Source organism: Pseudomonas sp. NBRC 111124, from assembly GCF_001320245.1.
Lineage (GTDB): Bacteria > Pseudomonadota > Gammaproteobacteria > Pseudomonadales > Pseudomonadaceae > Aquipseudomonas.
Window position 1 is genome coordinate 21964 of sequence record NZ_BCBA01000071.1, and the last position, 20184, is coordinate 42147.

The 20184-nt window shown below is 58.6% G+C and carries 14 protein-coding genes; 6 read left to right on the top strand and 8 right to left on the bottom strand.

The features are described from left to right. Window positions 1-27: 27 nt before the first annotated feature. On the bottom strand, window positions 28-2265 hold the full coding sequence (locus APH28_RS24825) for a DNA internalization-related competence protein ComEC/Rec2 (protein ID WP_060513125.1): 2238 nt from the start codon (window positions 2263-2265) through the stop codon (window positions 28-30). Window positions 2266-2407: 142 nt separating this feature from the next. On the opposite strand from APH28_RS24825, the gene APH28_RS28420 reads away from it, so the two are divergent. Continuing rightward, a complete protein-coding gene (locus tag APH28_RS28420; RefSeq protein WP_156340944.1) occupies window positions 2408-3034 on the top strand; it encodes a DUF2062 domain-containing protein in 627 nt (208 codons plus the stop codon). On the opposite strand, the gene APH28_RS24830 is transcribed toward APH28_RS28420, so the two are convergent. From APH28_RS24830 to APH28_RS24840, 3 genes are all read right to left on the bottom strand, one after another. Next, entirely contained in the window at window positions 2918-3697 is a 780-nt protein-coding gene (locus APH28_RS24830) for an ABC transporter permease (protein WP_060513113.1), read from the bottom strand. The two genes, APH28_RS28420 and APH28_RS24830, sit on opposite strands and share 117 nt — an antisense overlap. Further along, on the bottom strand, window positions 3694-4626 hold the full coding sequence (locus APH28_RS24835) for an ABC transporter ATP-binding protein (RefSeq protein WP_060513114.1): 933 nt from the start codon (window positions 4624-4626) through the stop codon (window positions 3694-3696). The genes APH28_RS24830 and APH28_RS24835 overlap by 4 nt, the downstream gene beginning before the upstream one ends. Window positions 4627-4771: 145 nt before the next feature. Then, window positions 4772-5395 (bottom strand): glutathione S-transferase, encoded by a 624-nt coding sequence (locus APH28_RS24840; protein WP_060513115.1) that lies wholly within the window; start codon window positions 5393-5395, stop codon window positions 4772-4774. A gap of 185 nt (window positions 5396-5580) precedes the next feature. Here APH28_RS24840 and APH28_RS24845 point away from each other — a divergent pair, with 185 nt between their 5' ends. The 5 genes from APH28_RS24845 (at window position 5581) to APH28_RS24865 (ending at window position 11621) form a co-directional block, all read left to right on the top strand. Further along, a complete protein-coding gene (locus APH28_RS24845; RefSeq protein WP_156340945.1) occupies window positions 5581-6990 on the top strand; it encodes a hypothetical protein in 1410 nt (469 codons plus the stop codon). A 147-nt stretch (window positions 6991-7137) separates the two neighbouring features. Beyond that, window positions 7138-9585: an acyl-CoA dehydrogenase gene (locus APH28_RS24850; RefSeq protein ID WP_060513117.1), complete on the top strand. Its 2448-nt coding sequence runs from the start codon at window positions 7138-7140 to the stop codon at window positions 9583-9585. Between the two features lie 100 nt (window positions 9586-9685). Then, window positions 9686-10096 carry a PA2817 family protein gene (locus APH28_RS24855; RefSeq protein WP_060513118.1) on the top strand — a complete coding sequence of 137 codons (411 nt, stop codon included), beginning with the start codon at window positions 9686-9688 and terminating at the stop codon, window positions 10094-10096. A gap of 186 nt (window positions 10097-10282) precedes the next feature. Next, on the top strand, window positions 10283-10822 hold the full coding sequence (locus APH28_RS24860; RefSeq protein WP_060513119.1) for a fimbrial protein: 540 nt from the start codon (window positions 10283-10285) through the stop codon (window positions 10820-10822). A 58-nt stretch (window positions 10823-10880) separates the two neighbouring features. Beyond that, window positions 10881-11621 carry a molecular chaperone gene (locus tag APH28_RS24865; RefSeq protein ID WP_082432391.1) on the top strand — a complete coding sequence of 247 codons (741 nt, stop codon included), beginning with the start codon at window positions 10881-10883 and terminating at the stop codon, window positions 11619-11621. A gap of 2 nt (window positions 11622-11623) precedes the next feature. Here APH28_RS24865 and APH28_RS24870 read toward each other — a convergent pair whose 3' ends face one another. The 4 genes from APH28_RS24870 to APH28_RS24885 form a co-directional block, all read right to left on the bottom strand. Then, window positions 11624-13030, bottom strand: a complete 1407-nt coding sequence (locus APH28_RS24870; RefSeq protein WP_060513120.1) for a hypothetical protein — start codon at window positions 13028-13030, stop codon at window positions 11624-11626. 155 nt (window positions 13031-13185) lie between these two features. Next, window positions 13186-15390, bottom strand: coding sequence for an autotransporter outer membrane beta-barrel domain-containing protein (locus tag APH28_RS24875; protein ID WP_060513121.1), 2205 nt, complete (start codon window positions 15388-15390; stop codon window positions 13186-13188). Between the two features lie 140 nt (window positions 15391-15530). Beyond that, window positions 15531-17543 carry a hypothetical protein gene (locus tag APH28_RS24880; RefSeq protein ID WP_060513122.1) on the bottom strand — a complete coding sequence of 671 codons (2013 nt, stop codon included), beginning with the start codon at window positions 17541-17543 and terminating at the stop codon, window positions 15531-15533. Between the two features lie 264 nt (window positions 17544-17807). Beyond that, a partial coding sequence (locus APH28_RS24885) for an RHS repeat domain-containing protein (RefSeq protein WP_177334295.1) occupies window positions 17808-20184 on the bottom strand: 2377 nt, incomplete at its 5' end.

Consider the following 20184-nt stretch of genomic DNA (forward strand, 5'->3'; position numbering starts at 1 on the left):
CCACTCTAACACAGGAGCGCATGGGGCTCATCTGCCGGAGGTCAGGCAATTGACAGGAGCGGCCTCCCGCCAGAATCGCCGCTGCCGACGCACACCCTCGACATCACCCTGGCTCCCCAACACAAAGCGCAAAGCCCCCTCTGCCGCCGTATCGTGAATGGCCACCCCATGCCGCCGATACCGCTCGACCACCTCTGCATGCGGATGCCCGAAGCTGTTGTTACGCCCCCGCGAAATCAGCACCCCACGCGGTGCAGTAGCGCGGATGAAGGGCTCGGTGGAAGAAGTACGGCTGCCATGGTGTGGCGCCTGCAGCCAGTCGATACGGGGGGCTTTGGTGTCCGCCAGCCAGGCCCGCTCGGCGCCAGCCTCCATATCCCCCGCCAGCAACATCCGTTCGCCCTGCGCCTCGACCATCAGCACACAGGAACGGTCATTGCTGCTCTGCCCATCCACCCAGCGCCAGAGCGAAAAATGCACGCCGTCCCATGTCCATTGCTCGCCAGTGGCACAAGGTTGCAACTGCGGGTCATCCAGCGCTTCACCGCCCATTGCCCGCTTTACCGGCAAGCTTCGCTGGATGGCCGCAGCGCCACCCGCATGGTCGGCATGGGCGTGACTGATCAGCATCAGGTCCAGGTGGCTCACGCCCAGCTTGCGCAGGGTTGGCAGCACCACCCGCTCGCCCAGATCGACTTCGCCCTTGGCCGGCCCGGCGTCGTACAGCAGGGTGTGATGCTGCGTGCGTAACAGCACCGCCAAGCCTTGGCCGACATCCAGCTGCCAGAACTCAACCTGCCCATGCGGCACGGACGCCCGCTGCACCCACAGGGCCAACAGCATGACCCCGCCCAGCCCACGCAACGGCACGCCACGCGGCAACAGCAGCAACAGCGCCCCTCCACACACCAGTAACCATGCCAACAACGGCAGGGCCGGCGGCATCCATACCGGTCGCCACCCCGCCATCAAACCAAGCAGGTGGAACAGCATGTCCAGCAAGCCACCCGCCACCCATAGCAAGCCCTCACCGATGCCCGCCAGCGGCAACAACAGCGTTCCGAGCAAGGCCAACGGCAACACCGCCAGGCTGACCCAAGGTACCGCCAGCACGTTCGCCACGGGCGCACTCAAGCTGACCGGCAACCCCGTGGCCAGCAGCACCGGCAGCAGGCCGATGGCGATCACCCACTGGGCCCGCGTCCACGCCTGCCAGGGTCGCCAGCCACCAAGCCGGGCAGCAAAGCTGTAGATGAGAATCGCCACTGCCGCGAACGACAGCCAGAAGCCGGGGAGCAACGCTGCCAAGGGCTCAACCAGCAGTACCAGATTCAATGCCAGCAACAGCGGGAACATCGCCCCCAACTGGCGAAAGCGCAGGCGCCACAGCAGCACCACCGCCAGCATCAGACAGGCACGTTGCACCGGCACGCCCGCACCGGCCAGCCAGCCATAACCCAACGCCGCCGCCAGCGCCAGGCCACACGCCCAGGGCAACCATGGCCAACCACGCGGCCACAGCCCCCACCGCGCCAAACCTGCGACCAAGGCATACAACAAGCCCGCGACCAAGCCGATGTGTTGCCCGGAAATCACCAGCAGGTGCACCGTGCCTGTCGCTTGCAACACCTGCCACTGTTCGCGGGCCAGGCCCGCCCCGTCGCCGAGCACCAAGGCTACCAAGGCCGCTTGCTGCCCCTGGGCATCGACCTTCAGCAAGCGCTCGCGCAACGCGCCCCGCCACCCGGGGGCCTGCGCGTGCATCAGCTGGCCGGCCTTGACGGTGCCAGTGCCGCCAATGCGCCGGGCCAGCAGCTGAGCCTCCCGGTCCGGACCATGGGGGTTCAGCAACCCGGCGGGGCGTTGCAACGTGACCGCTATGCGCCAATGCTCGCCAGCACGGATGGCTGGGCCATCGAACCAGCTCAGTTGCAGACGCCGAGGCAGTTCGGCGCGACGCGAATGCGGCCGCTCCAGCTCGAAGCGCACGCCCTGCGCGGTGCTCGTCGGCAACCCGACCACCCGCCCCTCCACCCATAGCGTGCGGCCATCCAGGCGCGCTGCCAGGCGATCATCGAGCGCCAGCTGCGCTGACCAGCAGGCCCAGCACAGCCCTAACAGAAAACAGCCCAGTGGCCACAGGCGCGAGCACAAGCAGGCGACGCCGCCAAACAGCAGCACCAAAAGCCATCCGACCGATGGCAATGCGGGAAGAAAGCTCAGGCACAAAAGCCCAAGCGCGAGCGCAAACATCCCTGTGCGCATGAGGTAGAGCTCCAGAAAGCAAATCACCTTCTGAGGCATAGCCCAATTGCTGGCCTCGCTTGCTCAACAATTGTCACAAACTCTAAACGAGGCTGAACCTGAATAAAGGCATACTTCCCGGATCAACGCTCCGGGAGCCTACATGCCGCGCCGTCTTTTCAAACGCTACATGCCGGACCCGACCAGCATTCGGGAACACAAGTCCTTACGCTTTTTCGGCAAGCTGCTGCATGACCCGAATCTCTGGCACCTCAACCGCCACTCGGTGGCGCGGGCCATGGGGGTGGGCCTGTTCGCGGCGTTGATCCCGATTCCCATGCAGATGCTGCTGGCCGCAGCACTGGCAATCCCGGTGCGCGGCAACCTGCCGATCGCGGTCAGCCTGGTCTGGCTGACCAATCCGCTGACCATGCCACCGGTGTTCTTCGTCACCTACATGACCGGCGCCTGGCTGATGCAGATCCCACCGCGATCCCTGCCCGACGAGCTGACCTTCGAATGGATCACCGACCAGCTGGCCACTTTGTGGCAGCCTTTTTTACTGGGTTCGGTGGTATGCGGGGTGGTGCTGGGCATCGTCGCCTACTTCACCACCCTGCTGTACTGGCGCTGGTGGATTGGCCGGCAGTGGCGCCGGCGCAAACAACGGCTGTCAGGCGCGCATGCCGCGGCCGCTGACCAGCAGTCGGACGCACAGTACGTAGAGCACCGCAGTGGCCACCAGCATGAAGGTGATCGCCGTGCCGATACTGATGTCCGACACCCCTAGGATGCCGTAGCGGAACGAGTTGACCATGTGCAGCACCGGGTTGGCCAACGAGACGGTCTGCCAGAATGGCGGCAGCAGGTTGATCGAATAGAACACCCCGCCCAGGTAGGTCAGCGGCGTGAGCACGAAGGTCGGAATGATCGAGATGTCGTCGAAGTTGCGGGCAAACACCGCGTTGACGAAGCCCAGCAGCGAGAAGATGGTGGCAGTAAACAGCACCACGACCACGGTCACGCCCAGGTGATGCACCTGCAGGTCGGTGAAGAACATCGACAGGATGGTCACGATCACCCCCACCGCCAGACCGCGCAGCACGCCACCCAGCACGTAGCCGACCAGGATGGTGTGCGGCGATACCGGCGACACCATCAGCTCTTCGATCGAGCGCTGGAACTTGCTGCCGAAAAAGCTCGACACCACGTTGCCGTATGAGTTGGTGATCACCGACATCATGATCAGCCCCGGCACGATGTACTGCATGTAGGTGAAGCCGCCCATATCGCCGATCTGCCGGCCGATCAGGTTACCGAAGATGACGAAGTACAAGACCATGGTGATCGCCGGCGGCAGCAGGGTCTGCGGCCAGATACGCAGGAAGCGCCGCACTTCGCGGTAGACGATGGTCTGCAGGGCGACCCAGTTGGTGCGCAGTTCCACACTCATACGGCCACCTTCGACAGGTTTTTTTCCACCAGGGACACGAACAGCTCCTCAAGTCGGTTGGTCTTGTTGCGCAGGCTCTGCACTTCGATGTGCTGCAGCGCCAACTGGCCGAACAACGCCGTGATGCCGATGTCCTTGTCCACTTGCACTTCCAGCGTGTGCGGGGTCAGCAGCCGGCACGGGTACCCCTGCAGCACAGGCGCGCTGGTCAGGTCCTGCTTGAGGTCGAGCACGAAGGTTTCGACGTGCAGCTTGCCCAGCAGCTGGCGCATGCTGGTGTTTTCGACGATGGTGCCGTGGTCGATGATGCCGATGTTACGGCACAGCTGCTCAGCCTCTTCCAGGTAGTGGGTGGTGAGGATGATGGTGATACCTTTCTGGTTCAGCTCGGTGAGGAAGCTCCACATCGAACGGCGCAGCTCGATGTCCACGCCGGCAGTGGGTTCGTCGAGGATCAACAGGCGCGGTTCGTGGATCAGCGCCCGGGCGATCATCAAACGGCGCTTCATGCCGCCGGACAGCGAACGCGAAGGCACATCACGCTTGTCCCACAGGCCCAGCTGGGTCAGGTACTGCTCGGCGCGCTCCTTGGCCACTTTGGCCGGGATACCGTAATAGCCCGCCTGGGTCACGACGATGTCGAAGCACTTCTCGAATTGGTTGAAGTTGAACTCCTGCGGCACCACGCCCAGGCAACGCTTGAGCGCCGAAGGCTCGCGGTCCAGGTCGTGGCCGAACACGTTGACCGTGCCGCTGGTCTTGTTGACCAGGGTCGAGAGGATGCCAATAGTGGTGGATTTGCCGGCGCCGTTGGGGCCGAGCAAGGCGAAGAAGTCGCCTTCGGCAACGTCCAGGTCGATGCCCTTGAGGGCCTGGAAACCGTTGCCGTAGGTCTTGGTCAGCTGTCGGATGGACAGGGCGGAACTCATAGCGGGTCACTTACCGAAGAAAAAGGTGCAGGACACGCCAGGCAAAGTCACTGGCGCAGTGAGTGCGGCCAATGGTGCTTGGCCTGGCCGCACAAGTACAGTCATGTGTATTGATAGTGACTATCGAAACAGCCGAGGTGTTCGATCAGGTCAGCGCCGTCATCACTGCAGCCTGGTAGGCCGGGCGGGCCTTGAGGCGCTCGTACCAGGCTTCCAGGTGGCGCATGGCCGGGCGCTCGATAGGCATTTCGAACCACGCGTAGACGAAGCTACCCAGTGGGATGTCACCCATGCCGATCTGGTCACCGGAGAGGTACGGCTGTTTGGCCAGGGTTTCGTCAGCGATGGCCAGCAACTGGGCACATTGCTTGTATGCGGCATTGATTGCCACCCAGTCGCGCTGGTCTTCCGGGGTACGCAGCAGGCCCCAAAACAGCGGGCGGAACGGGCCGGCGAAGGACGAGGTGGTCCAGTCCATCCACTTGTCGGCCAGGGCGCGCTGGCGCGGGTCTTCCAGATACCAGCCCTGCTCAGCACCGTATTCAGCGCACAGGTAGCGGACGATGGTGTTGGACTCCCAGAGGGTCAGGTCGCCATCTTCGAGCATCGGCACCAGGCCATTGGGGTTGCGCGCACGGTAATGCGGCTCGTTGACCACGCCGAAGGCACCACCGGCATCGATCGACTCGAAATCCAGGCCCAGTTCGTGGGCGATCCACAGCGCCTTGCGTACATTGCTCGAATTCTTGCGGCCCCAGATCTTCAGCATGGCAATGTCCTTATGCATGAGTGCAGAGGCCGGCAGTGTACTGCAATCGCCCTTCATTATCGATATTGAATGCAACAATCGAGAGCATGCAAAGCACATGCTTGAGTTTAACTGGTAAAAATGCCAGTAGACGCGCAATCCATAGAATCCAATACTCCAGAAATACATAACCTGAAGACTACACAATGAACACGCCCGCTCAAGAACTTAACCCAGAATGGGTTCTTTATGGATTCTGCCCGATCGACGCAGTCCATCAGCGTTGGAAAACTTTTTATCAAAACAACTCAACGAACACGCTACATAATGAAGTTATCACCACCAAACGAGACCTGATTACAGGTGAACGCTGGGAAAGAAGCTCAATACACCTGGGGCCGACAATACATGAATACGACACCTACCTTCGTAACGTCACCATCCGCCGTCGAGTAGCAAAAGATAGCCGTATCGTGACCACTAAAAACAAAGGGATGAAAGGAAGCACCATCAAAGAACTCAGTGACTACGGGCCCAGAGATGAAAGCACACTCACATTCATCCTCGACCTGGACAGCAGCTACCTGACACTCGAATATAACGACCTCGCCGACGTGAGTTGGCATTGGAAAAAGACGCCCCGACTGTCCTGGACCGGCGCCGCCCAGGACTTGGCAATTTTTGAAAAACACTATGCAGAGCAGAAGAAAACGCTCTTGACCCGCCTGCCACTGGGGAGGCGCAAACTGAATCTTTGGATTTACGTTGATTTCAACATAAACGATGACCTGCAGTGGCTGGCCTACACATTGCCCTCCACCCCACCGATCGATATAGGTTGGTTCCCCGGTATCATCTTGCCCCCCCTCGGCTGGGTGTATATGGGTGGTGGCATGATGTACACGGATCTATTCCTGGCAAGCTTCGCTAGTGTCGACCCCAACAACATGAGCGACAGCAACCTTGGCAATACGCCTGAGCCCTTGCGAACGGTTCCGCTGGCCACGATCATTTCCTCTACAGCAGGGCCACAGAAGCTGGCAGCCACTCCGCAATCTGCCAAACCTAGCTGGAGTGTCGAACAGCCGAGCGCAGGATCCATCAAGACCATTGACGGCGCTCAGCACTATCAGCCCCCAGGCGACCTAAGCCCCAACGCAATAGCCAACCCCGATTGCAAGACCCTCATCCCCGCCATGCTCAAGAGCAGCACGCGACAGATATCTCTGCCGGCAGTGGCCGATATCGTCAAGGCAACCACCAGTAGCAGTGAAGCCTACGCCACCTGGGTATCGGAATACTTCGCTCAAACGCACTATTTCAAGGCCACGAAAAAATCGGGCAAACTGCAGCTGTCGATGTACTACACCTCGTTGACAGGCGTTGAAAGGCCCGTGCCATTGCCAAACATCAGCTGGCACGTCCTGGCAGGCAACGGCAAGGTCAATAGCCAAGGACTATTCACGCCTGACAGCGACGCACCGTCACTCTGCACGGTGATAATGGCCGTGGATGTGGACAAGACCGAGGAAAAAGAAAGCTGGTACTGGGCCATGACCATCATTCCACACCCGTTCATAGAGGTAGACGCCATGCTCGAGCTTTTCAGCGACTAGCAACATTACCTGGCGACCATGCCTGCGCCACCGGACCACAGCGAACTCCTCCAGCCATACTCTGTCACTGTTTTGAGCAGGCCTTTGCAGCAAGGCTGTCTACGCTTGTTGCATCGGCTTGAAGCCCTCGGTCACGGAGAAAAGACTATGTTGCTGTTGTGGTTGGCGGTCATGGTACTAGGTGCAGCCTATCTAACTCACCGGCGCTTGCCGCCCTTGCAGATACTCGGCGCGGTAGCGGTCTACGTGCTGCTGATGGGCCTGTTCGGCAACGCACCCGCCTGGCTGTTGACGCTGCTGTCGCTGGTGCTGGCGCTGAAAATCGCGTTACTCATGCTGCCGCAGTGGCGCCGCCAGGTGCTCACCCGCCCTGTCTTCAACTGGTTCCGTCGCACGCTGCCGCCCATGTCGCAGACCGAGCGCGAGGCAATCGACGCCGGGACCGTGTGGTGGGACGGCGAACTGTTCAGCGGTCGCCCGCACTGGCAAACCTTGCTCGACTACCCGTCACCCACGCTGACGGAAGAAGAGCAGGCGTTCATCGATGGCCCCACCGAGCAGCTCTGCGCCATGGTCAGCGACTGGCAGATCGGCCAGGACCTGGACCTGCCACCCGAGGCCTGGGCGCATATCAAGTCCCAGGGCTTCTTCGCCCTGATCATCCCAAAAGAATACGGCGGCAAAGGCTTCTCGGCCTATGCCCATTCCCAAGTCGCGATGAAGCTGGCCACCCGCAGCGGCGACCTGGCATCTACCGTGATGGTGCCCAACTCCCTCGGCCCCGCCGAACTGCTGCTGCACTACGGCACCGACGAGCAGCGCAACCACTACCTGCCACGCCTGGCACGAGCCGAAGAGATCCCTTGCTTCGCCCTTACCGGCCCCATGGCGGGCTCCGACGCTGGCGCCATGCCCGACACCGGAGTGATCTGCCAAGGGCAGTGGCAGGGCGAAACCGTGATCGGCCTGCGCCTGAACTGGGAGAAGCGCTATATCACCCTGGGCCCCGTCGCCACCTTGCTGGGCCTCGCATTCAAAGCCTACGACCCGGACCACCTGCTGGGTAATCGCGTGGAACTAGGTATCAGCCTGGCATTGATCCCCACCGATACGCCGGGCGTGGAAATCGGCAAACGTCACCTGCCCCTCGGTGCCGCATTCATGAATGGTCCCAACAGCGGCAAGGATGTCTTCATACCACTGGACTTCCTCATCGGCGGCAAGGATATGCTCGGCAAGGGCTGGATGATGCTGATGAACTGCTTGTCGGTGGGCCGTTCGATCTCCCTGCCGGCAGTCGGCACTGGCGCGGCCAAATACACCAGCCTGGTGACAGGGCAATACGCCCGCATACGCGAACAGTTCAACGTACCGCTGGCCGCGTTCGAGGGCATCCAGGAGTCTCTGGCGCGCATCGGTGGTAACGCCTGGCTGATGGACAGTGCTCGCCTGCTGACCACCAAGGCGGTGGATCTGGGTGAGAAACCCTCGGTGCTGTCGGCCATCCTCAAGTACCACCTCACCGAGCGCGGCCGCGAATGCATCCGCCACGCCATGGACGTGCATGGCGGCAAGGGCATCATCATGGGGCCCAACAACTACTTGGGGCGAAACTGGCAAGGCGCGCCAATTTTCATCACGGTCGAAGGCGCCAACATTCTCTCGCGCAACTTGATGATCTTCGGCCAGGGCGCCATTCGTTGCCACCCGTTCGTACTCAAAGAAATGGCCCTCGCCGGGCGTGAGGACCATGACCAGGCGCTTGGCGAATTCGATGACCTGTTGATGAAGCACATCCTGTTCGCAATCGGCAACGCCGCCAGCACACTGGTGCTTGGCCTGGGGCTTGGAGCGCTCGAAAAGGCACCTGGCGACAGGTTGAGCCAAAGCTACTTCCGCGCCCTGAATCGCCAGGCTGCAGCCTTCGCCCTGTTGGCCGACCTGTCGATGATGTTGCTGGGCGGGGCGTTGAAGCGCCGTGAGCGGTTGAGTGCCCGCCTGGGCGATGTACTGAGCTACCTGTACCTGTCGTCCGCCGCACTCAAGCGCTACCACGACCTGGGTTCGCCAGATTACATGCAGCCGTTGCTGCGTTGGGCCATGGAGGAGAGCCTGGGGCAGGCGGAAAGCGCCTTGGACCGTTTGCTCGACAACTTCCCCAACCGCTTCGTCGGCTGCGCCTTGCGCGTGCTGGTGTTCCCGTTTGGACGCCGCCACACCGGGCCGAGCGACGGACTGGATGCCGAAGTGGCCGAGTTGCTGGGGCGCCGCAAGGGCGACCCCGCCCTGGAGCAGCTACTGGCCGGCTGTTTCCGGCCTGAGGCCGATGACGATGCGGTGGCTGCGTTGCAGCGTGCGTGCGATGCACTGGACGAAACTGCCCCCTTGCACAAACGGTTGTCCCAGGCACTCAAGGACGGTGCCGTGCAACCCGCGCCAGGGCAGTGTCCGATCAAAGCTGCAGTGCAAGCGGGCGTGCTTCAAGAGCAAGAAGGTCAGCAGCTGCAAGCCGCAGAGCAGGCACGCCGAGCGGTGATCGCAGTGGATGCCTTCGACAAACAACAGCTGCAGCCCATACAAGGCCAGATACGCTGACCAGGCATCAGACAGGGCCGCCACGCGGCCTTGTCAGCCTTCCACCTGGCCACAACCCACGTATACTTCGCGCCCGTTTCAACATTTCGAGGACCTCACCATGGCCACCCCCAACCTGGACTATCACCTGCAACTGCTACACCACCTGCGCACTATTCTGGTTGCCCTGGGTGAAGCCGACCAGGTACCAGAGGAAAGCCACGCCCTGTTCCTCGAACGCTTCGACGAACTGCTCACCTTGCTCCCTCAAGACCCGCTGGAAAGCCAATATCTGGGCCAGGACCTGATCTGCCAGGTCATTCAGCGCTACCCGCAAATTGCCCATCTGGTACCCCGTGACCTGCTGTGGTTCTTCGGTGGCGACTGCCTGCACTTCATGCCTGACGAAGAGCTGGCGCTTTATCAAAGCCTGGAAGAGCGTCGCTACGAAGCCGAGCAACGCGGTGAGCCCTTTGACTGGCATCAGCAAAAGCAGCTTTTCAGCCAAGCAGGCCAGCCCACCGATGACTGAAACCTGTGGCACTCACAGGCAAACGAATGATCCACAGCAGATGCTGATTTAACTTACATACCCGCCCCCTCCGCCCTCCTAAGCTCCCCGTCCCGGCTGGTTACACAAGACCAGCCGGTATCGATAGATCCGGCCTGATGCATGTCTTGATGTCAGGCCTTCATGTAGACAACGGGGATAACAGACATGAAAAAGTTACTGGCAACCGCCGCCCTGGCCTTGGGCCTGAGCAGCACGGCATTTGCCAACACCGGCTCCATTCATTTTTACGGCCAAATCACCAGCGGCACCTGCTCGATCGACATCATCGACCCGGCAACCGGGGCCAAGCTGGATCGCATCCCAATGGGTAATGCCGCCAACGGGCGCTTCAAGGCAATTAACGACGAAGGCAACTCTCGCCCTTTCGCCATGCGCGTCACCCCCGGCACTGGGTGTGATACCTCCACCAACGATGGCTATGTAACCTTCACCGGTGCCTACGGCAATACAGGCACTGCTGGCGAGCTTCACGCGCTGCAAGCAGGTGGGGCAACCAACCTGGGGCTGGCCATCAAGGACAATACCGGAACCCTGATTGCCAACGGCAGCGAATCCAAGGCTTATGACCTGGACGACGCCAACCCGACCGACATGCTGTTCTACGCGGCCTACCGCGCCACCGCCATCCCTGTCACGGCAGGCGACGCGAACACGGACGTCAGCTTCGTCTTCGACCTCAAGTAACACCGTTCCAGGCCGCACGATGTGCGCCTGGATCCACCTGCTACACATGGGCCTTCACATGAAATCCATCCAACGCTCCCTCGGCTTGCGACAAGCCATGCTCGGCATTTGTCTGGCCGCTTGCCTACCTGCCGCCGAGGCAGCCCTGACTATCAGTAATACACGCGTGATTCATTCAAGCGATGCACGCAATTCTTCGGTTGTGGTCGCCAATCCGAGCACCAAGGTTTTCGCCGCCCAGACGTGGGTCAATACCCAAGAGGACGATACCGACACGCCTGTCCCCCTGATTGCCACCCCCGGCCTGTTCCGCCTGGACCCGGGTATGGAGCAACTTGTTCAGATTCAAAACGTGCCAAACGACCTGCCGACCGACCGGGAATCCCTGTTCTATTTCAACCTGCAAGAGATTCCACAAGTAGAAGACCAGGGTGAAAACATGCTGAACATCGCGATGCGCACGCGCATCAAGGTGTTCCATCGTCCAAGCCAGCTACAGGGCCGCCCTGAAGACCATGCCAAGCACCTGCAGTGGTCCCTACGCAAGATTGAAGGTGTACCGCATCTGGTGGTGAACAATCCTTCCCCCTACCACTACACCTTCAGCCGCCTCGAATTGACCAACGGCGAGCAGACCGAGAAAGTGCGCAGCATGGCCATGGCCGTTCCTTTCGGCGAACAAATCTACCGGCTGAACAGCAACCCCTTGCAGGCGAAGCTGCAGCTCACCTTCTCCACGATCAATGACTATGGAGTTGCAAGCGCCGCCACTACTACTGCGCTGCAACTCGAAGAATGAAATCAAGCCAACAACTGCAGATCGAGCGTACCCAGGTTCGGTGAAGGGGGCCAGCTATGGCCCCCATCGAAGCTGACCGTTGCAGTCAGCTGCAATTGAGTCCCCACCTTGAGCGCCTCCAGCCAGGCCTTGGGTACGAACAACGTATCATCACCGCCAATCAGTCGGCTCGTGATGTCACCCTCAGTCACCTTGTAGGCCTCCACTGGATAGGCCACCGCCTGCCCATTCAAGTCATGGCCTTTGAGTTCAAACCTGAGCAGATGATCCGTACTGACATAGGTCCACGTCGCGATACGAAAGTGCGCGCTGCCAATAACATCACTTAATTTCAGGTAACCCACAATCGCTTCCTTGATCTGCGGAATCGGGAAGTAGGGTATGTAGGCCAATACCTCCACTTGTCGATGCGGAGTGACCGACTCAAGTACCTGACCATCGAATGTGGCTACCTGATAATAAAAAGGCAACGTTTTGCCAGATTGCATGGCGAGCTTATCCCTAGGGATCAGGAACTGCCCCTTGGCGTCCGACTCCGCAATAGTCACCGCACCCAGTTCACCTGGCACGCCCCACTGTAGCGTGAGCGTATCTTCCGGATAGATCTCCGCAGCTTCAGGCAACATGCCAACCAGGTCACCCGACAATTTTTTCAGATCAAGCGTGAGCGTGGCTCCCGCTCCACTCGCTTTCGGTAGCTCCGGCCACGGTAACTGCCGAGGAGCAATTTCTGCCGCAACTTCAAGATCGACAATACGTGCACGGGGGCTTTGGTTGCCCGCACGGTCCTTGATCCGGTAATACGCATAGCGCACACCGTCCTCGCGGTCACGAATCATCTGGCCATCAAATACCAGCGTCAGTGGGCCGCCAATATCCGCCTGTTTCAGGGTGAGCTCGCCCGCGTACTCTTCATCGTTGTGTTTACGGTTCCAGAAGTACGTGATCGTGTCACCTACTTCAGGTGTCTTGTAGCCAGGCACCAAGGCCTGCAACTGATCGTCATTGACTTCCAGATAGTGGGCTGTAACGCCGTTGTTCACGACCTCGTCCGGGAACACCAACATGCCTTCATCCCCCCCGAGTACTGGAGCTTCGCGGTCGATTGTCAGCTGCAATTCCCCCGATCGACCGTGTTCCCCGTTGTAGATCTGAACCTCGTAATAAAGCGTTGGTCTGCCGTGCAACAGGTACTCGGTTCCCACTTCAATGATCAAATCTGCAGGCAACACAGTCGATGTGAAGGTTTTCGTCGTGTGTACAACGCCATTCCAGTAAAACCTGAGGGTTTCTGGATCATTCTCACTGGGGAGCGAAATTGGCCACATGGGTATCTCTACACGCAGCGGATCTTCCAATGCGTCAACGGGAAGGAGGTTAGGCTGCCCGTCAGTGATGTCTTCCAGCATCGCCTCCACTCTTGGAGGTGCAAATACTTCATTGCGCTGCTGAACCGGCCGACGCCCGAAGAGGCGAAATACCCATGCTTGAAACTGGACCCAATACCGACAAGCACTATTCATAACGCCTTCTCCACAAGTGGGCCAGTGGCCAAAGAGATGACTTACCAGCTGTAGTGCACGCCCACGTTGGCCCCCCAGGGCTGCTCGAGCTTGTCGCCATTGCTGTAATCGAAATCGGCATGCACCTGCCAACGCTCCATCAGCGAAACGGCAACACCCACACCCAGCTCTCCACGCGAACCGGAAAGGTCGTTGTCGAAACGATGCTGATTGACCTTGACCTGGTTGTTGGTAGCGAACTCATGCACATACGCCATGCGTACATAGGGCTGGGCCACGCGCCCCTCACCCAGGTCGAAGTTGCGCCCCAGCGTGGCACCCGCCTTGCCCAGGAGTGATTGGGTATCATCATTGCTGGCCTTCAGCCCGTTCTTCATTCGATAACTGTCACCCTGGATATTGACTGCCGACCATTGGGTGAAAGGCTCGACGAAATAACCATCATCCAGTGGAATGTGACGGCCGAACTCCAACGAAGCACCTACGCCCATGTTGTCGTAGCTGCCCTTGGTGCGCGTACCGTCGCTCAGATTGACCTTGGCATCGTTGTCGAAACGGTTGAGTTTCACCACGCCGTCGAAGTAATAGCCACTGACTGCGTCCAACCAGGTCGCGTAAAGGCCGAGGTAGTAGCTTTTCACCTCGCCAGAGGCGCCCCTCGCAACGTTGAGGTCCGACGTGCTGTAACCTGCCAAGGCCCCTGCCAGCCACTGCCCGTCCCCCCACGGCAAGGGCGCATCCGCCCCCAGCGAAACACCCTGCTGGTTCTGCGAATAGGCCACGCCCGAAGATTCGGATACGTTGTACTTGTTGCCGTAGCTGCGCATCCAGGCGCCAGATTTACGCTCATCCAGGCGCAACTCGCCCATGCGGCTGCGCAGCGAACTGAGCTCGCCGTACCAAACGGTAGGGGCGGTGCCGAACAGCGCCAGCGCAGCGCCAGTGCCAGGGCTGATGATCTTTCGCGACCCATCCAGGTACCAGTCGTTACCGCGCTGTTGCAGCTCATAGGAAAATGCCCCCAAGTCAACCGGGCCATTGACCAGCGAGAACTGTGCATCACCCGCATCGGCATGCACGATATGCAATGAGTTCTCGCTTGCCGGCTCGTTGCCACTGCTTCCCACCAGCAAACTGTGACTACCGGTGGCATTCCCGATCTTCAGGAAGTCGGTTTCTCCCGTGGCAAAATCCGCATCCATGATGAACGTGCCATTGCCGCTCAGTGTGCCCAGTTCCAGGGTAAGGAACTGCTTTGGCTCGCCCAGGCTGACCACACCGCCATTCATGGCCAGGCTGCCGACCTGGCTGTCCTCGACCATGTTCCAGCGCCCTTGGTTGTTGAGGGCAAGCCCCGCAACGTTCTCCAGCCGACCGGTCAGGCTTGCCTGGTTATCCAGGGTCAGATTGGCGGTAGAGCCTGCTTCTGCGCGCACGTCGCCTTGGAAGTGACTACCGTCGACGCGCATGTCTGCCCGTGAGCTGCCAACCACTTCCAGCAAGGTGCCGTTGCCTGCGACCAGGCTGGACCCAGGCCCCACGACAATGTCAGCCTCGGCACCTGGCAGCTCTGCACGACCGACAAGAATCGCCGGACCGTCCAGGCCCTCAACGCGCGTGCCTTGCAAGTTGATGCTGGCGGCACCCGTAGCCGTCGAGCCATTCACCCGCAGCCCCGCACCAGTGCCAGTGATGGTGCTGTCCTGAGCATTGAGCGTGCCGCCTTTGAACATATCCACCGCAGGACGGCCTTCACCGGTAGCGACCAGCGTGCTGCGGGTGACATTCAACGTGGAGTCCTGGCTGATATAGGCAGCGCCAAGGTTGCCCTGCACATGGCTATCACTCACGGTTGCACTCGCACCGTTGCCATTGCCATCGTGGTTGAGCCGCACACCGTAGGAGTCGGCGATGATCGTGGCACCGTTGCTGATGCTGGCGCTGCTGCTGCCCGCCAGGTCAACCCCGTTGCGCACACTGCCGGAGTTCACGGTGCCGCCATTCATGTTGAAGGTGGCACCGGAGCGCAGGAGCACATAGCCCATGTCTGCTCCAATGGCATTCAAGGTGGCGCCGGGCTTCAGCTCGTAGTCATCGGTCGGGGTGCCCGCTCCAATGGTGCGCTGCCCTTCAACCTGGGAAAGCGCCTGGGCATGGCTAGCGATTGCCAGCGTCAACGGCGCCAGCAATGCCCAGGCCATGAAACGCTGGGGACGGATGTTGACACCAAGGGTGCAAAAAGACATGGGGCAATTACCTCAATCTGGCGGCCTCTGTGTCGAAGTGGCCGCCCATGGCGAATGAAGTTCGCGAAACTACGCCTCAATTTCCGAAGTTTATGTAGGAATAGTCTGATTGCGACTGGCTACTCCTAAGCAAAAAGGACCTAGGGCAAGTCGCAAGGATCAGTGGTGCCATGCATTGCAAACTTCGCCATGCCCTCGTCCGAAATCACCGGCACTCGCTTCCCGGAAGCCGTCAAGGCTGACTCGAATTCATAACGCACAAAGCCGCGACCACTATGGTCATTGCTATCGAATTCGTAGATTGGCAGCACGTAGTCTTCATAGGGGATTCGCCAATTGAAACCGGTGACAGGGTAATTCACACCCAACGTGATTTCCTCGTCCCAGTCGATGACCTCGTCATCACCCGAAGTACTGTGCAATGCCCACCAGTAAAGATGCACCGTACTTCCGTCCGTCAATCCATACTGGCTGAGGTCTTCCACGGTGACGAGGATAGCGGGCGGAATCGAAGGATCTGCGGGTACATCCAGTGCGCTACACGTCATCCATCCGCTTGCATTGACGCCCACAAATTCAGGGGCATCGGGATGAATGACAATCGCATTAACCACAACGCCCTGTTTTCCTGAGATGCCCTTGTTGGGCACGGTGGTGCGTTTGATTTCATAATGAACCGGCACCGTCGTATTGCCGGTTCGATTAATATACTCCCACAGAATCTCTATCGAACGCAGATCACCGGCTTTGTCGGTGTCGAGGACTGTATAATCGACGCCAACGATGTGCTCGCCCCCCCAGAAGAACTGCACCTCATCATCTTCCATGAGCCCTTCATAGAGCTCGAACTCCAAACTTGCATCCAACTGATCATGTTCCGGGCCCAAGAGGTCAGGTGTTGTTGAGCCCTGCCCATATACATGGGGTAATGGCAAACGCGGATTGACAGGATCAGGCCATTCTGGATCTGGATCCGGCCCCGGATCAACAGGCCCGATCATTTCAAAGTTCACATCCACGACGGTAAAGGCATCACCTTGAGTCTCGATACCGCGCCGTACCTGATAACTGACGTTTACACCTTTTGTGCCCACTTCCGGCTGGCCGTATTGTTCGCGGACAACGGCTGAATCGACCGAAACAGGTATCGGGAAGGCGCCAAGCCCAATGGGCCTCCACCCCAGATCTTGAATTCCCCAACGTGGGTTGAACTCATCGGTAGATTTGAAGTTTGTGATATCGGGGATCTCAATGATGATCCCCTGCATCGCGTCTTCACGGTCGACCAGACCATCTTGGGCCAATGGCACCTCTGGAGGCAGCAAGACGGTAGGCAAGGCACCGAGTGTGATCGATACCTTTGTCAGCAGAGAAAGCAAACTCTTGTTCCCTGCCTTGTCGATCAACAGGTAGGCCACCCAGGCCTCTCCATCGCCAAGCGCCTGGAGGGACGCCTGACGCACAGGGAGCTTTTGGTCCGCTTGGGTCACTGGCGCGTCGCCTTCGGGCGGCAGGGTAGGCTCGCCTTCCGGGATCTCCTTGCTGATCCACCAAAACACCTGATCGCCCGTTGCCCTATCGGAATAATCTGGCAGCGTCAGCTCAATACTGCCCACGTTAGCGTCGGTGATGACCGGGAGTGATGGCACTTCTTTGGGTGGCTGCCCCTCATTCGGGCCCATGCGATCGAAACGCAGCTTCAGGGTATCTGACGGCTGGGGCGGAACACCGCTATAGAGTTCGATCTCATAGAAAAACAGATGATCGCCATCGGCCAAGTAACTTTGATCATGCTTGTCCAACTTGACAGGAAGCGGGAATTTACTTGCATCACCCGCTGCAAATTGCCCACTATAAATTTCTTCTTTTGGCCCCGCAGTGCCAATTTGATGATAAACATACAGCGCATCGAATTCACCAGGAGGCGGCGCCAGATTCCACTTGTAGATTTCGATAACGAGATCTTTCGCTGGGTCCTTCAAAATGTCTGCCCAGAGCGTTCCATCCGCTGCGTCCGCCAATGCGCTCGGATCCACGCGCGGTGCCGAATCAGCCAGCGCGCAGGCGTTGCGCTGCATGCCGTCTCGCTTCTGTTTCCGATTTTCACGGCGATTCAATTCTGCTTTACTGAAGATTCTGCCAAACCGACTCATGGGTATTGCTCCGGTGGTGGAGGTTGAAGAATCACGTGCTCCAATCTGACCCCACTCCGCCCCTATCACAACTAGCAGTTTTATCAGCTTGACAAAACTGGACAACAGCAAACGCACCACGTCCATTGCGGGAACGATGACACAATAAAAAACCGCTATCCCTCGCCTGCCAGTGCATCCAATGATGACACCGTACAGTCGAGAAATAGCGGCACATTCAGAATGTCAACTAATTCATTCACAGCCTGTCAAGATGGGCGGACTTCAGGCAGATGCATCATTAGCTGACTGACTGATCAAACGGTCTGTAGCATCATAACCATAATCGCTGACGCGGCCATCAGGCAGCGACACGTGACTCAATCGCCCAAAGACATCGTAGTCCAGCTTCCGAAGCTGCTCATCCACCGTGAGGTTACCATCTTCGTCATACTCAAGTGCAACATGAGATGGGTAGTCCTCATGCGTATTGGTAAAGGACGTGAGCTGCGCAGGATCCTGTGAGTTTTCAAAAAAATAGCTCGCCACATTCTTGAGCTCGACCGCACCTGAAGCATCGAAGAAACGCGTGGTGACAAACGTGATGTTGTCCACTTCGTCAAACTCAAAGTCTTGGCTATTGATGGTCTTGCCGTAAGGATCCTCCGGCCGCAACGCCCCCTTGCAGGTATAACTAATGAGCCGAGCGCGCGGGTCATAGCCATAGTGCTCCTCACGCAAGGTCGCGTTATTACCCAGCAGTTTTCGCTCCACCAGTGCGTCACAGCCATCATAACGCTGCACCAGGACTTGAACTTCGCCCGGCATCCGGAAGGTACGTTCACACTCCCGATGAAAATCGTCGTAACTCAAAATCGTCTCTAGCCATTGCTCACCCTCGGTGGTCTTGAAGCTGCGCGTGCGCCCCAATTCGTCGTAGGTGAACACGGCATGCGTGTTGCCAAGTGACGTCTTTATCAAGCGCCCCGCCGCGTCGTATTCATAATGCTGCCTGGCACCCAGAACATCGGTGTAGCACAGATCACGTGCACGCAGGCTTTTTTCATAGTGCATTTCATAGGGCTCGATGCCTCCGTCAGAGCGACTTTCATAGCGAAGCTCGCCGGTGCTGAAGTACTTGCGCTCCATGACCAGACCGTTTTCAACACACTTCATCAGTCGTGCATTCTTCGGGTCGTAATCAAAACTGGCGTCCACCCCAACCGAACGCCGGACGACGGGCTCTTCAGACAGCTGTGGAACATACTCGTAGTCGATCAGAAAACCCTTGGGTGTCTTCACGTGGCTAGGATTAAGTTGGCCGTTCTCATACAGATAGTGCTTGATACGACCGCCGGTGACGGACGTGATCATGCGGCCAAGCCCATCAAACACCTGCTCGCCCAACAGCTTCCCATTCACCGATATCCTGATCGGCTTATCCTCATCGGTATAAAGCGCATAGTCGCGCAATACCACACTGTTGTCCGCCAGTGTATGCTTGACAAGCCGATCAAACGCATCGTACTCGAAGCGTGTAATCGCTTGACGCCCATCAACCTCGCGTGCGGTACGCCCCAGGCCATCGTAATAATAACGATGCAGACTTTCCTGAACGCCATCCAGACGCACGCGTTGCACCTGTACAGGTTTGTCGAACGCATTCAGCCAGGTGATGTTCTTGCCACTTTTGAACTTGCCATCTTTCGTCTGCGTCCAGATGGTCTGGATTGGCCTTTTCCCCGATGCCACTGTGCCAATCAGGTCCGTCACCTCGTAATGCCAGACGTCGTCAGGGCCAATTTCACAATATTGTTGGCCCCAGGCATCGAACCGCATCTTACTGGAAAGCACCAGGTCTTTATCCCCTAGCCAGTCATATTCATCCTCGGCAATCAGATTGCCCAGCGGATCGAAGTGAGCTTCATAGTTGACCCGGAACGTGTCCTGACGCGAGTGTTCCGTCGCATCGGCGTCATACCGCTCGGTTTTGACAACTTTGTTGCTTCCATTGACATAGGTTTGCGTGGCCACGCCCTTCACGTCATACTCAATCTGGCTGGCTTGTTGGCCCAGTGTGGAAGTGAGGTAGTATTCGTAACGGCGAGAGGCAACATACTCAGGGTCATCAGGTGACACGGTCTCTTTCACGACGCGGCGCAACCCATCATACGCATAGGCGATTTTTACGTCGTTATCATCACGGTTAAGCATGGGTTCACCTATCAACACCGAATGCTGAACCTTAATCTCCTTGCTGGAGTCGCGTAACTGCCCTCCCTCCATCGCTTCGCCATGGTCATAGCCGATAACAGTCTGAGTTTCTTCAAGTATCGGATGTGCCTGTTCAGTCAAAAGATCGTAGTCATACGTGACCAGCGTCTCATGCTTATTTCGCACAACCTTCTTGCTTTCGATACGCCCATGACGCAAGTTATCCAATGTCGATCGGATATACACGTAGCTTGTTTCACTCAACAGCTCTCCGTGCTCCAAGCTACCCTCGTACAGGCCCTCACGCTCCACTTCCAGCCAGTACTCGCCCAGCTTGCGTCTGAGTATCCTATTGCGTTTGGAGACGATACTGTCTATTGCCGCATAACGATAATCCTTGACCAGCACGCTGGCCTGCCCTTCCACACCATTCGCCTTGCTCGGTGTA